General features: G+C 57.2%; 11 protein-coding genes. 4 read left to right on the forward strand and 7 right to left on the reverse strand.

Going from position 1 to position 12,535, the window contains the following annotated elements; genetic code table 11:
* Positions 1 to 11: 11 nt before the first annotated feature.
* Both HB664_RS17985 and bglX read right to left on the reverse strand, forming a co-directional pair.
* Positions 12 to 929, reverse strand: coding sequence for an ABC transporter substrate-binding protein (locus HB664_RS17985; RefSeq protein WP_194304614.1), 918 nt, complete (start codon positions 927 to 929; stop codon positions 12 to 14).
* A 145-nt stretch (positions 930 to 1,074) separates the two neighbouring features.
* Positions 1,075 to 3,372, reverse strand: a complete 2,298-nt coding sequence (gene bglX, locus HB664_RS17990) for a beta-glucosidase BglX (protein ID WP_219939934.1) — start codon at positions 3,370 to 3,372, stop codon at positions 1,075 to 1,077.
* A gap of 189 nt (positions 3,373 to 3,561) precedes the next feature.
* Here bglX and dld point away from each other — a divergent pair, with 189 nt between their 5' ends.
* Together dld and HB664_RS18000 are read left to right on the forward strand one after the other, a co-directional pair.
* The gene (dld, locus tag HB664_RS17995; protein WP_219939935.1) at positions 3,562 to 5,310 is read left to right on the forward strand and encodes a D-lactate dehydrogenase; all 1,749 of its coding nucleotides are present in this window, start codon (positions 3,562 to 3,564) and stop codon (positions 5,308 to 5,310) included.
* 112 nt (positions 5,311 to 5,422) lie between these two features.
* The gene (locus HB664_RS18000; protein WP_143346740.1) at positions 5,423 to 5,977 is read left to right on the forward strand and encodes a GNAT family N-acetyltransferase; all 555 of its coding nucleotides are present in this window, start codon (positions 5,423 to 5,425) and stop codon (positions 5,975 to 5,977) included.
* A gap of 94 nt (positions 5,978 to 6,071) precedes the next feature.
* Here the strand turns inward: HB664_RS18000 and pbpG are convergent, their stop codons facing one another.
* Together pbpG and HB664_RS18010 are read right to left on the reverse strand one after the other, a co-directional pair.
* Complete coding sequence (gene pbpG / locus HB664_RS18005; protein WP_023312453.1) at positions 6,072 to 6,995, reverse strand: D-alanyl-D-alanine endopeptidase; 924 nt, start codon at positions 6,993 to 6,995, stop codon at positions 6,072 to 6,074.
* A 167-nt stretch (positions 6,996 to 7,162) separates the two neighbouring features.
* Positions 7,163 to 7,750 (reverse strand): Yip1 family protein, encoded by a 588-nt coding sequence (locus HB664_RS18010; protein WP_023312454.1) that lies wholly within the window; start codon positions 7,748 to 7,750, stop codon positions 7,163 to 7,165.
* A gap of 157 nt (positions 7,751 to 7,907) precedes the next feature.
* Here HB664_RS18010 and HB664_RS18015 point away from each other — a divergent pair, with 157 nt between their 5' ends.
* Positions 7,908 to 8,480: a DedA family protein gene (locus tag HB664_RS18015; RefSeq protein ID WP_219939936.1), complete on the forward strand. Its 573-nt coding sequence runs from the start codon at positions 7,908 to 7,910 to the stop codon at positions 8,478 to 8,480.
* A 94-nt stretch (positions 8,481 to 8,574) separates the two neighbouring features.
* On the opposite strand, the gene HB664_RS18020 is transcribed toward HB664_RS18015, so the two are convergent.
* A complete protein-coding gene (locus tag HB664_RS18020; RefSeq protein ID WP_219939937.1) occupies positions 8,575 to 9,339 on the reverse strand; it encodes an SDR family oxidoreductase in 765 nt (254 codons plus the stop codon).
* 50 nt (positions 9,340 to 9,389) lie between these two features.
* Positions 9,390 to 10,808 (reverse strand): multidrug resistance outer membrane protein MdtQ, encoded by a 1,419-nt coding sequence (gene mdtQ, locus HB664_RS18025; protein WP_219939938.1) that lies wholly within the window; start codon positions 10,806 to 10,808, stop codon positions 9,390 to 9,392.
* Positions 10,809 to 11,011: 203 nt separating this feature from the next.
* Here mdtQ and yohP point away from each other — a divergent pair, with 203 nt between their 5' ends.
* Positions 11,012 to 11,095 (forward strand): small membrane protein YohP, encoded by an 84-nt coding sequence (gene yohP / locus HB664_RS18030; protein ID WP_000698460.1) that lies wholly within the window; start codon positions 11,012 to 11,014, stop codon positions 11,093 to 11,095.
* Between the two features lie 39 nt (positions 11,096 to 11,134).
* Here yohP and HB664_RS18035 read toward each other — a convergent pair whose 3' ends face one another.
* Positions 11,135 to 12,529 (reverse strand): glycoside hydrolase family 1 protein, encoded by a 1,395-nt coding sequence (locus tag HB664_RS18035; RefSeq protein ID WP_219939939.1) that lies wholly within the window; start codon positions 12,527 to 12,529, stop codon positions 11,135 to 11,137.
* Positions 12,530 to 12,535 lie beyond the last annotated feature (6 nt).

A 12,535-nucleotide genomic window follows, 5' to 3' on the forward strand; every position in this document is an offset into this window, starting at 1 on the left:
GCCCTTTCCCGTTACTTCACAAGCCCTTGTTGTTTCAGGAAGTCGGCGGCCACTTTTTTGGCATCCAGCCCCTCGACGGCAATGCTGGCATTCAGCTGTTGCAGCGTTTTTTCATCCAGTTTTTCGAAGACCGGTTTGAGCCAGTCGGCAATCTCCGGATAGGCTTTCAGCACCGCCTCACGCACGACCGGGGTCGGGGCGTAAATCGGCTGTACGCCTTTAGGATCGGTCAGGGTTTGCAGGCCGAGCGCCGCCACCGGGCCGTCGGTGCCGTAGGCCATTGCCGCGTTAACGCCAGAAGTTTGCTGCGCCGCCGCCTTAATGGTTACCGCCGTATCCCCGCCCGCCAGCGAGAGCAGCTGCGCCTGGTCGAGCTTGAAGTCGTAGGCTTTTTCGAACGCCGGGAGCGCGTCAGGACGCTCGATAAACTCCGCGGACGCTGCCAGCTTAAAGTCGCCCTTCTCTTTCAGATAGCGGCTGAGATCCGCAAGCGTAGTCAGCTTACCTTTCTCCGCCACGTCCTTGCGCACGGCGATAGTCCAGGTGTTGTTGGCCGGGGCCGGCGTCAGCCAGACCAGCTTGTTCTGTTCCGCGTCGAGTTTTTTGACTTTCTCATACCCGGCTTTGGCGTTTTTCCATGCCGGATCGTTTTCATCTTTGAAGAAGAATGCCCCGTTGCCGGTGTATTCCGGATAGATATCCAGCTCGCCGGAGGTGATCGCCCCGCGCACGACGGGCGTGGTGCCCAGCTGAACTTTATTGACGGTTTTCACGCCGTGGCTTTCCAGCACCTGCAAAATAATATTGCCGAGCAGCGCGCCTTCGGTATCGATCTTTGAGCCCACTTTTACCGGCTCCGCCGCCTGTAACGGCAGGCTTAGCGCCGCCAGCAGCACCGCAGATCCCAACATCCCCTTTGCAATCGTCATTCCGCTATCCTCATTTTTTTATCGCCTTTTTCAGAGGCTTGAGAGAAAAGCGTAGCTTAAAACAGCGGATTTACCCGGCAAAATGCCTTTTTAGCATAACGTAAGACGCATCCCCCGGAAGCCGGGGGATGCAAAGGAAGGAAGGTTACAGCAGCTCGAACTCGCCTTTATTCACGCGGGCGGAATCCACCCCGATAAAGACGTTAAACTTGCCTGGTTCCGCATCGTATTTCATCTGCTGGTTCCAGAACTTCAGCGCATCCACATCAATCGGGAAGCTGATGGTTTGGGTTTCGCCAGGCTTCAGGTTGACCTTCTCGAAGCCGCGCAGCTGCTTAACAGGACGGCTCATCGAGGCGGTGACATCCTGAACGTACATCTGAATCACCGTTGCCCCTTCGCGCTTGCCGGTGTTGGTCACCTCGACGCTGGCGGTAACTTTGCCGTCACGCTTCAGGGTCGGTGCCGACATTTTCACGTCAGAAACCTTGAAGGTGGTGTAGCTCAGACCGTAACCAAACGGATACAGCGGGCCGTTAGCTTCGTCGAAGTAACGGGACGTGTACTTGTTCGGCTTGTCGGCGTTATACGGGCGACCGGTGTTCAGGTGGCTGTAGTAGACCGGGATCTGCCCGACGGAGCGCGGGAAGGACATCGGCAGCTTGCCCGACGGGTTGTAATCACCAAACAGCACGTCGGCGATGGCGTTACCGCCTTCGGTACCAGCGAACCAGGTTTCCAGAATGGCGTCAGCCTGCTGGTCCTCTTTCACCAGCGCCAGCGGACGACCGTTCATCAGCACCAGCACCAGCGGCTTGCCGGTGGCTTTCAGGGCGGCGATCAGATCGCGCTGGCTCTGCGGAATGGTGATGTCGGTACGGCTGGAGGCCTCGTGCGCCATACCCTGCGCTTCGCCCACGACCGCGACAACCACGTCAGACTGTTTCGCGGTATTCACCGCCTCGTCGATCATCTCCTTCGGCGTGCGCGGATCGACCTTCACCGCTTCCTCGTACTGGTTGAGGAAGGTGACGATGTCTTTATCGTTGGTGACGTTCGCCCCTTTGGCGTACACCACTTTCGCGTTATCACCCACGGCACTCTTAATCCCGGTCAGCACGGTCACGGACTGATCGGCTACGCCTGCCGCAGACCAGCTGCCCATCACGTCGCGCTTGCTGTCGGCCAGCGGGCCCACTACGGCAATGGTGCCGGATTTTTTCAGCGGCAGCGTGTCGAGGCGGTTTTTCAGCAGCACCACGCTTTCGCGCGCCACGTCACGCGCTTCTTTGCGGTGCAGACGGCTTTCGGCGTTGGTATCTGCCGGGTCAGAATCCTTCGGCCCAAGATGACTGTACGGATCGTTAAACAGACCCATGTCGTATTTCACGTTCAGCACGTGGCGCGCGGCATCGTCCAGCTCCGCCATCGTGACCTTGCCGCTCTTCACCAGCCCCGGCAGGTATTTGCTGTAGTACTCGTCGCTCATGCTCATGTTGATGCCCGACTTGAGCGCCACGCGCACCGCGTCTTCCGGATCGGAGGCGGTACCGTGCTTAATCAGCTCTTTAATCGCGCCGTGGTCAGAAACGGTGATGCCCTTAAAGCCCCACTGGTCGCGCAGCACGTCTTTCAGCAGCCAGGAATCGGACGTCGCAGGCGTGCCGTTCAGCGAGTTCAGCGCCACCATCACCGCGCCGCTGCCCGCATCCAGCCCTGCCTTGTACGGCGGCATGTAGTCGTTGAACAGGCGCTGCGGGCTCATGTCGACGGTGTTGTACTCTTTCCCGCCTTCAACCGCGCCATAGGCCGCGAAGTGTTTGACGCTGGTCATCACCGAGTAGCGATCCGCCGGGCTTTTGCCCTGCATCGCTTCCACCATGGTTTTCCCCATCGTGGAGGTTAAATAGGTGTCTTCACCAAAGCCTTCCGAACCGCGGCCCCAGCGCGGATCGCGCGAGACGTCCACCATTGGTGCCCAGGTCATGTTCAGGCCGTCGTCCGCCGCTTCATAAGCCGACACGCGCCCGACGGTTTTCACCGCGTCGAGGTTAAAGGAGGAGGCTAAACCGAGGCTAATCGGGAAAACGGTACGCTGGCCGTGCACCACGTCATAGGCGAAGAACAGCGGAATTTTCAGGCGGCTGAGATCCATCACCTGATCCTGCATCTTACGGATATCCTGGCGGGTGACGGTATTAAAGATGGCCCCTACCTGCCCGTCTTTGATCATCTCGCGAATGGCCTCTTTCGGGTTATCCGGACCGACGCTGATAAGACGCAGCTGGCCGATTTTCTCATCAACCGTCATTTTCTTGAGCAATTCCGTGACAAACGCGTCCCGTGCTTCAGGCGTGAGCGGGTGATTACCAAACAAATCCTCTGCCAGCGCAGGTTGCAGCGCCAGGCTGACGGCGACACCTACAGAACATAGCCATTTCATGTCGTTTTACTCTCTCATCAATAACCGCCGGACGATCTCGGCCATACCGTGCGAAAAGCGCAGTGTGCCACAAACCCTCGAAACGTTGCAGGGTTATTCTCTGATTTTTCTCGTGAATACTCGACCGCTTAACAGTTAATCGCGCTATGCTTTACAGCGAGAAATTTGCCCCACCACAAGGAGTGGAAGATGACTTCTGTTCGAACAAACGATAACACGACTTTTATTAACGAACTGTCGCGCCTGGTTGGCTCCTCTCACCTGCTTACCGACCCGGCCAAAACCGCCCGCTACCGCAAAGGTTTCCGCTCCGGTCAGGGCGAGGCGCTGGCGGTGGTCTTCCCCGGCACGCTGCTGGAGCTGTGGCGCGTGCTGAGCGCATGCGTCGCCGCCGACAAGATTATTTTAATGCAGGCCGCCAATACCGGCCTGACCGAAGGCTCCACGCCGAACGGCAACGATTACGATCGCGACATCGTGATTATCAGCACCCTGCGCCTCGACAAACTGCACCTGCTGGATAAAGGCGAGCAGGTGCTCGCGTTCCCCGGCACGACGCTCTACTCCCTGGAAAAAGCGCTTAAGCCGCTGGGCCGTGAGCCGCACTCGGTGATTGGCTCCTCCTGCATTGGCGCCTCGGTGGTCGGTGGGATCTGCAACAACTCCGGCGGTTCGCTGGTGCAGCGCGGCCCGGCCTACACCGAGATGTCGCTGTTTGCCCGTATTGACGAAAACGGCAAGCTGACGCTGGTGAACCATCTGGGTATCGATCTCGGCGTAACGCCGGAACAGATCCTCAGCAAGCTCGACGACGATCGCGTGAAGGACGAAGACGTTCAGCACGACGGTCGTCATGCGCACGATCACGACTACGTCACCCGCGTGCGGGATATCGACGCCGATACGCCGGCGCGCTACAACGCCGACCCGGACCGCCTGTTTGAATCCTCCGGCTGCGCCGGGAAGCTGGCCGTGTTTGCCGTACGTCTGGATACCTTCCCGGCGGAGAAAAAGCAGCAGGTGTTTTACATTGGTACCAATCAGCCTGAGGTTCTGACCGAAATTCGTCGTCATATTCTGGGCGAATTCACCCATCTGCCGGTGGCGGGCGAGTACATGCACCGGGACATTTACGACATCGCCGAGCGTTACGGCAAAGATACGTTCCTGATGATCGACAAGCTCGGCACCGACAAAATGCCGTTCTTCTTCACCATGAAGGGCCGCACCGACGCGATGCTGGAGAAAGTGTCGCTGTTCAAACCCCACTTCACCGACCGCTTTATGCAGAAGCTGGGCAACGTTTTCCCGGCGCACTTACCGGAGCGAATGAAAACCTGGCGCGATAAGTATGAGCACCACCTGCTGCTGAAAATGGCCGGAGACGGAATTACCGAAGCGCGGTCCTGGCTGACCGAATTCTTCAAAACCGCCGAAGGGGATTTCTTTGCCTGTACGCCTGAAGAGGGCAGCAAAGCGTTCCTGCACCGTTTTGCCGCCGCGGGCGCCGCCATCCGTTATCAGGCGGTGCATTCCGAAGAGGTGGAAGACATTCTGGCGCTGGATATCGCCCTGCGACGTAATGATACCGAGTGGTTTGAGCACCTCCCGCCGGAAATCGACAGCAAGCTGGTGCATAAGCTCTATTACGGCCACTTTATGTGTTATGTCTTCCATCAGGATTACATCGTCAAAAAAGGGGTCGATCCGCACGAACTGAAGGAGCAGATGCTCGCCCTGCTGCGTGAACGCGGCGCACAATATCCTGCGGAACATAACGTCGGGCATCTTTATAAAGCCCCTGACGCACTTAAGCAGTTTTATCGCGAGAATGACCCTACAAACAGCATGAATCCCGGCATTGGTAAAACAACGCGGAAGAAATACTGGAAAGAGAGCGCGGACGCGGAGCAGCGCGTAACGCAAGCGTCTGATTAATTCCTATAGCCAAATTTGAGAGATTGTTTAGCGCGCCTTAATCGTAATAGAGTAACCGTCTGACGCCGGAGGAACGTTTCTCCGGCTTTCTATAACGAGGAGCAGGCACATCATGTCGGCTGTTGATGTTTTATCCGAGACCGAACTGGAAGTGCGCGATGCCCTTCCCGATGATGTGCATGCCATCGCCGCCATCTATGCATGGCATGTGCTGCACGGGCGCGCGTCATTTGAAGAAGTCCCCCCTACCATCGACGAAATGCGTCAGCGTATGAAAAGCGTGGCTGAGAGCGGTTTGCCGTGGCTTATCGCGCTGTATCGCGGCATCGTGGTGGGCTACTGCTACGCCACGCCTTACCGCCCGCGACACGCCTACCGCTATACCCTGGAAGAGTCGATTTACGTGGATGCCAGCATTACCGGGCGCGGTTTTGGTTCGGCATTAATGGATGCGCTGATCGCCCGCTGCGAGCAAGGCCCGTGGCGGCAGATGATTGCCGTTGTAGGCGATGGCAACAATAATGCCGGCTCGCTGCGGCTGCATAAAAAGCACGGCTTCGATATTGTCGGTCAGCTGCGCAGCGTGGGGTATAAGAAAGGCGACTGGCGGGATACGGTGATTATGCAGCGCTCGCTCAACGATGGGGACTGGACGCTGCCGGAATAAACGCAAAACGGTAACCTGGGTTACCGTTTTTAGTGTTTTTCCCCTCTCCCACAGGGAGAGGGTCGGGGTGAGGGCATCAGCGCGCACAAACGACTCAGTCGTTCTGCGCCGTCGCCATCTGTTCCGCTTTCTGCTTTTTATACGTCAATGCTGCGGCCGGAACGGGCTGCACTTTCCCGGTTTCAATCCAGGTACGCAGGCGGCTCGCGTCCGCGAAGTGGGTATATTTGCCGAAAGCATCCATCACCACCAGCGCCACCGGCTTACCGTTAAACACGGTGCGCATCACCAGACAGTGTCCTGCCGCGTTGGTAAAGCCGGTTTTGGTTAACTGAATATTCCAGTTATCGCGGTATACCAGATGGTTAGTGTTGCGGAACGGCAGCGTATAGGCCGGGTTCGCAAAGGTCGCCATCTCTTCACGGGTGGTGCTGAGCTGACCAATCAGCGGATACTGTTTGCTGGCAATCAGCAGTTTCGTCAGATCGCGGGCCGTGGAGACGTTGTTGATCGACAGTCCCGTCGGTTCAACATAATGCGTATTGGTCATCCCCAGCGCTTTGGCTTTCGCGTTCATCGCGCGGATAAAGGCGTCATAGCCGCCCGGATAGTGGTGCGCCAGGCTCGCCGCCGCACGGTTTTCAGACGACATCAGCGCCAGCAGCAGCATATTTTTACGGCTGATTTCACTGTTCAGCCGCACGCGGGAGTAGATCCCCTTCATCTCCGGCGTGTGGCTGATGTCCACTTTCAATTTTTCGTCCAGCGGCAGATGTGCATCAAGCACCACCATCGCGGTCATTAATTTGGTAATCGAGGCGATCGGGCGCACCAGGTCCGGATGGCTGGCGTAGATCACCTTATTGGTGTTGAGATCGACAATCATCGCGCTGCCGGACGCAATTTGCGGCTGAGCAGCAGCGGCGGTCACCGCGGGCGTTTTAGCGACGGCCGGCACGGCAGCGGACGCGCCCAGCAGCAGCGCCAGACTAAGTAAAGAGACTCGGAATTTCAGCATGGTGAGACTTCTGATAATTATTCACGCACGTCATGACGTACACCGCCTGTATCAACGGATAAACACAGGCTGGCTTCGGCATCATAGCGGTCACCGGGCGTTGTCGCCAGCGGATAATCGTGAACAGATGCTGCATTGCTGGCATTTACGCCAGCAATGCAGTGAACTCAGAAGAGACGGTATCCGTAACCCCAAAGAATAACCGTCAGCGCCAGTAGCGCCTCCAGCACCAGCACCCCGATGGCGAGTGTTGAACTGGAAAAACTCAGGCCTTCTTCTTTATTGATATTCAGGAAGGTTGGAACCCCCAGATACAGCAGATATCCGGTGTAAAAGAGGGCAATGGTACCGATCAGCGCGCACAGCCAGACCAGTGGATAGAGCGCAACAATACCGCTTAAGAACAGCGGGGTCGCGACATATCCGGCAAAGACCATACAGTGCGCCAGCGATGGACGTTGCGGGTAGTTACGCGCCATCCAGTGAATGACGCGCCCCATTACCGCCACACCCGCCAGCATCAGGCCATAAAAAACGATGGCCAGATAGAGTCCGGTAAACCAGGAAAGCTGAACCACGGTGCCGTCACCGAAGTTCCAGCCGATTTGTGTTGTTCCGATAAAAGCGCATATTACCGGCACCGCAGCCATCAGCAGCACGTGGTGCGTGTAATGATGCGAGACCGTTTCGTTCTCACTTTTAATGACATGCATCTCACGATCGGGATGGGAGAAAAGTCCCCAGACATGGTTCATAGCGCCCCCTTGTTGTCGGCCCGTCAGCGATACCTTAAGTATAATGCAGGCTTTAGATTATTTTATGTACAGTGGGAAATTTCCGTTGATTTCCCCGCTGTTGATTCATGGGGTATATGATTAAACGAGGTACGCTGAGGGAGATAACATTTACGTAATGGATATTAACGCACTTATTGAACAATATGGATATGCCGCGCTGGTCGTCGGTAGCGTGGCAGAAGGTGAAACCATCACGCTGTTAGGCGGCGTCGCCGCGCATCAGGGCTTACTGAAATTCCCGCTGGTCGTCGCAGCGGTCGCGCTCGGCGGAATGATTGGCGATCAGCTGCTCTACTTTCTCGGGCTGCGCTTCGGGCCAACGCTGCTTAAGCGTTTCGCAAAGCATCAGAAGAAAATCCGTCGTGCTCAACGACTCATTCAGCGTCATCCCTATCTGTTCGTCATCGGCACGCGCTTTATGTATGGCTTTCGCATTATCGGGCCGATACTGATTGGCGCCAGCCATCTGCCGCCAAAAATTTTCCTGCCGCTCAATGTTCTTGGTGCGATAGCCTGGGCGCTGATCTTTACGACGCTCGGCTACGTCGGGGGCGAAGTGATTGGCCCGTGGCTGCATAATCTCGACCAGCACCTGAAGCACTGGGCGTGGTTGATTCTGGTGGTTGCGGCGGTGATCGGGGTCAGGCTATGGCTGAAGCACCGGGATAAGACGCGGGATAAGGAGTGAGTGCGGTCTCCTCCCCTCACCCCGGCCCTCTTCCAAAGGGAGAGGGTGTTTTTAGTTCCCTCTCCCTTTGGGAGAGGGTTAGGGTGAGGGAAAACTACCCCTCCGGCTTAAACTGTGGGTTCGCCAGCATAAAGCCCCCGTCGACAATAAACGATTGCCCCGTCGTGTAGCTGGCGTCGCTGTCGCACAGCCATGCCACCAGGCTGGCAATCTCTCTGGTGTGGCCCGGTCTTGCCAGCGGGATTTCCGGCATTGAGCCTTCCTTCACTTCGCTGTCGTCCATGTCGTTCATCGGTGTGGCAATGGCGCCCGGCGCGACGGCGTTCACCAGAATGTTGTGCTTAACCAGTTCCATCGCCATGGATTTGGTTAACCCGCCGAGCGCATGTTTTGCCGCCGTGTAGGCGCTGGCCTCTGGCAGCGGCGTGTGCTCATGCACCGAGGTGATATTCACAATCCGCCCCCCTTTCCCCTGCTTCACCATCTGCCGGGCGGCAATTTGTGAACAGAGAAACGCGCCGTCCACGTCGACGGTGAAAATGTTCCGCCAGTCGTCAAACGGCATCTCAAGGAACGGCGCTTTGGTCATCGCACCCGCATTATTGACCAGCACGTCCAGCCGCCCGAAACGCGCAATCAGCGTTTCAATAGCGTTTGCGCCATCCGGCAGCGTGCTTAAATCAAGATGGATAGCCTCTGCGCGCTGCCCCTGCGCTTCGACTTCGCGGCAGGTTTCCAGCGCCCCTTTTTCATCCGAGTGCCAGGTGACGCCAATATCAAACCCGCGCTCTGCGAGCATCAGCGCCGTGGTTTTACCAATCCCGGAATCCGATGCGGTCACTATCGCTACTCTGGTCATACTCACCTCCTGAAAAACTGCAAAGAGGTAAGTATAGATAATGACCATTTTTAGCCATGATGATAGCCGCCGCCCAGCGCCGACGTCAGCTGCAGCGTGGCGTCGACATACTGGCCTTTCAGCAACAATCCGGCGAGGTCTTCCCTGAGGGCCGGGATCCTGGCTTCACTGACCCGCGAGCCCGCAACAATCCCCGCGCTGAAACGCGCCTGCGCCAGCGCCACAACCCGCGCCGCATCTTTTTCGACCTGCTGCTGATGGCGGTTCTTCGCCGTCAGCGTTTCGACTTCGCTGGCCGTGCGCGCCACCTGATTGACCGCTTCGACCACCGCTTTGTTGTAGTTCGAGACCGAGAGATTGTTCTGCGCCTGGGCGATATCCAGGCTGGCGTTCAGCCTGCCGCTGTCGAAGATCGGCAGCGTCAGCCCGGCGGTCACGCCCATCTGCTGCGCTGAAGCGCGAAACAGATCGCTCAGATGGAGGGCATCCTGCTGTAAGAACGCCATCAGGTTCACATCAGGATAGAAAGCCGCTCTGGCGGCCTCCACCTCGCTCATGGAGGCTTCGATATACCAGTGCGCCTCCTGGAGATCAGGACGGCGTGCCAGCAGCTCATAACCGAGCGTCGGCGGTAACGCGGCGTCAACCGTCGGCAGCGCATGCTGCGTAAGCGTTACGGAGGAAGAATTCGTCAGCGCGACCAGACGCGCCTCAACGGCTTTCATCTTCCCGTTGACTTCTGCCAGCTGTTCTTCGGTTTTGCTGGCGTCGATATCGGTTTCCACCCCTTCAACGGACGAGGTGATCCCGTGCTGATACAGCTCGCGGTCGGCGCCGATTATGTTGTCCTGCTCATGTTTGATCTGCGCGAGAAGCTCCCCCGCTGCGGCCTGAGTTTGCCACTCCCAGTAGAGCCGCGCCACGCTGCTGGCCAGCAGCTGGCGGGTCTGCTCCAGCTCCGCTTTTTGCGCATTCACTTTGCCAATCCGGGCCTCGACCCGGGCGCGATTTTTTCCCCACAGATCGAGATCCCAGACTGCGGTCAGCCCAAAGGTGCCGTTGGTGTACCACGGCCCGGTGGTGCCTGCAGCCGGGTCGGTAAGGGCGAAAGGCCCCATCAGCCCTTCGGCGGACATTTTCTGGCGTTCCGCATCGGCGGAAAAATCAATCTGCGGACCGTCAGCGGCCATTGCGGCTTTGGCCTGGGCTTCGGCAAGCGTAATGCGCTGACGGGCAATCTGCATATCCGGCGCATCGCTCAACGCTTTCGCAATCAGCCCGTTAAGCTGGGGATCGTTATACGCTTTCCACCACTCATTCTTCGGCCAGTCCTGATGATTCAGAACCGTATTCACCGACGCCGCAGCGGTTTGCGTTTTAATGGGAGACACCGTGGCATGTTCAGGCGCACAGGCTGCCAGAATAAAAGCGAAGGGTGCGCTCAGAGATAAAATAAGAGAACGTTTCATGACGCCATACACTCAAAAAATAAAGGCGCACGTTACGCTCGATATCGTTCATTTTTTTAGTAACGCGTGGCAATCCGCAAATTGTCATACATTTTAATACCCGGAAATTTATTCCCGAAGAGAATGATTAAATTCAATGCATTCACGCCAAATATAAATACGCTGCTACACTTATTCAGGACATACATGAGCGGGAGAAAGGAATGAAAATATTACTGTGGGCTATTTTAATTATATTTCTGATAGGGCTCTTAGTGGTTACCGGCGTATTCAAGATGATTTTCTAATCTATTTGCCCGGCTCAGAGCCGGGCAACGTCATTAATATCAGGCTTTCAGCGAAGCCCCTTTCGTGGCAATCACCTCTTTATACCAGTAGAAACTTTTCTTACGGCTGCGCGCCAGCGTGCCGTTACCGCTGTCATCGCGATCGACGTAAATAAAGCCGTAGCGCTTGGAGAGTTCAGCTTTAGACGCGCTCACCAGGTCGATTGGCCCCCAGCTGGTATACCCCATCACCTCAACGCCGTCATCAATCGCTTCACGCACCTGCACCAGGTGGTCGTTAAGGTAGCTGATGCGATAGTCATCCTGCACCACGCCGTCCGCATCCGGTTTATCCTTCGCCCCCAGGCCATTTTCCACGATAAACAACGGCTTCTGATAGCGATCCCAGAGCACGTTCAACAGGGTACGCAGGCCGATGGGGTCAATCTGCCAGCCCCATTCGGAACTTGCCAGATGCGGGTTTGGCACCATGCTCAGGATATTGCCGCGCGCCTGCTGGTTGAGGGCCTCATCCGCGGTGACGCAGCCCGTCATGTAGTAGCTGAACGAGATAAAATCGACGGTCGATTTCAGCGCCTCGCGGTCGTCATCCGTTACCTCAAGCTGAATCCCGCTGTCGCGGAAGAAGCGCTGCATATAGCCCGGGTAGGCGCCACGGCACTGCACGTCGCCAAAGAATTGCCACGCGCGGTTTTCCTGCAGCGTCTCCAGAACATCTTCCGGCTTGCAGGTCAGCGGATACATCAGGCCGCCCAGCAGCATGTTGCCGATTCTGGCATCCGGGATAATCTCGTGGCAGGCCTTCACGGCCAGCGCGCTGGCCACCAGCTGGTGGTGGATCGCCTGGTACACCTCCCCTTTGCTGCTGGTTTCCGGCAGGCCCACGCCGGTCATCGGCGCGTGCAGAGACATATTGATCTCGTTGAAGGTCAGCCAGAGCTTCACCTTCTCCTTGTAGCGCGCAAACACGGTACGGGCGTAGCGCTCGAAGAACCCAATGGTCTGGCGGCTGCCCCACCCGCCGTACTGCTTCACCAGCCCCCACGGCATTTCGTAATGCGAGAGCGTTACCAGCGGGGTAATGCTGTGCGCGGCCAGCTCGTCAAACAGCCGGTCGTAAAACGCCAGCCCCGCTTCGTTAGGCTGCAGCTCGTCGCCGTTCGGAAAAATGCGGGTCCAGGCAATGGAGACGCGCAGGCAGCTAAAGCCCATCTCAGCGAACAGTTTGATGTCTTCCGGGTAGCGGTGATAGAAGTCGATGGCGACGTCCTTGATGCCGCTGTCGCCCGCCACGCGCTCAACCACCGGGCCGAAGACCCCCTGCGGCTGAACGTCCGAGGTGGATAGCCCTTTCCCCTCCTCCAGATATGCGCCTTCTACCTGATTCGCGGCAACCGCGCCGCCCCATAAAAAATCGTCCGGGAAAGTTTTCATCACGTT

The sequence above is a fragment of the Enterobacter sp. DNB-S2 genome, from assembly GCF_019443845.1.
GTDB classification, from domain to species: Bacteria; Pseudomonadota; Gammaproteobacteria; order Enterobacterales; family Enterobacteriaceae; genus Enterobacter; species Enterobacter asburiae_B.

Excerpts from the sequence above, each read along its gene's own strand:
- HB664_RS18000 (WP_143346740.1), top strand. The coding sequence starts at position 5,423 with ATGTCGGCTGTTGATGTTTTATCCGAGACCGAACTGGAAGTGCGCGAT.
- HB664_RS18010 (WP_023312454.1), bottom strand. The coding sequence starts at position 7,750 with ATGAACCATGTCTGGGGACTTTTCTCCCATCCCGATCGTGAGATGCAT.
- HB664_RS18020 (WP_219939937.1), bottom strand. The coding sequence starts at position 9,339 with ATGACCAGAGTAGCGATAGTGACCGCATCGGATTCCGGGATTGGTAAA.
- bglX (WP_219939934.1), bottom strand. The coding sequence starts at position 3,372 with ATGAAATGGCTATGTTCTGTAGGTGTCGCCGTCAGCCTGGCGCTGCAA.
- dld (WP_219939935.1), top strand. The coding sequence starts at position 3,562 with ATGACTTCTGTTCGAACAAACGATAACACGACTTTTATTAACGAACTG.
- HB664_RS18035 (WP_219939939.1), bottom strand. The coding sequence starts at position 12,529 with ATGAAAACTTTCCCGGACGATTTTTTATGGGGCGGCGCGGTTGCCGCG.
- yohP (WP_000698460.1), top strand. The coding sequence starts at position 11,012 with ATGAAAATATTACTGTGGGCTATTTTAATTATATTTCTGATAGGGCTC.
- mdtQ (WP_219939938.1), bottom strand. The coding sequence starts at position 10,808 with ATGAAACGTTCTCTTATTTTATCTCTGAGCGCACCCTTCGCTTTTATT.
- pbpG (WP_023312453.1), bottom strand. The coding sequence starts at position 6,995 with ATGCTGAAATTCCGAGTCTCTTTACTTAGTCTGGCGCTGCTGCTGGGC.
- HB664_RS17985 (WP_194304614.1), bottom strand. The coding sequence starts at position 929 with ATGACGATTGCAAAGGGGATGTTGGGATCTGCGGTGCTGCTGGCGGCG.
- HB664_RS18015 (WP_219939936.1), top strand. The coding sequence starts at position 7,908 with ATGGATATTAACGCACTTATTGAACAATATGGATATGCCGCGCTGGTC.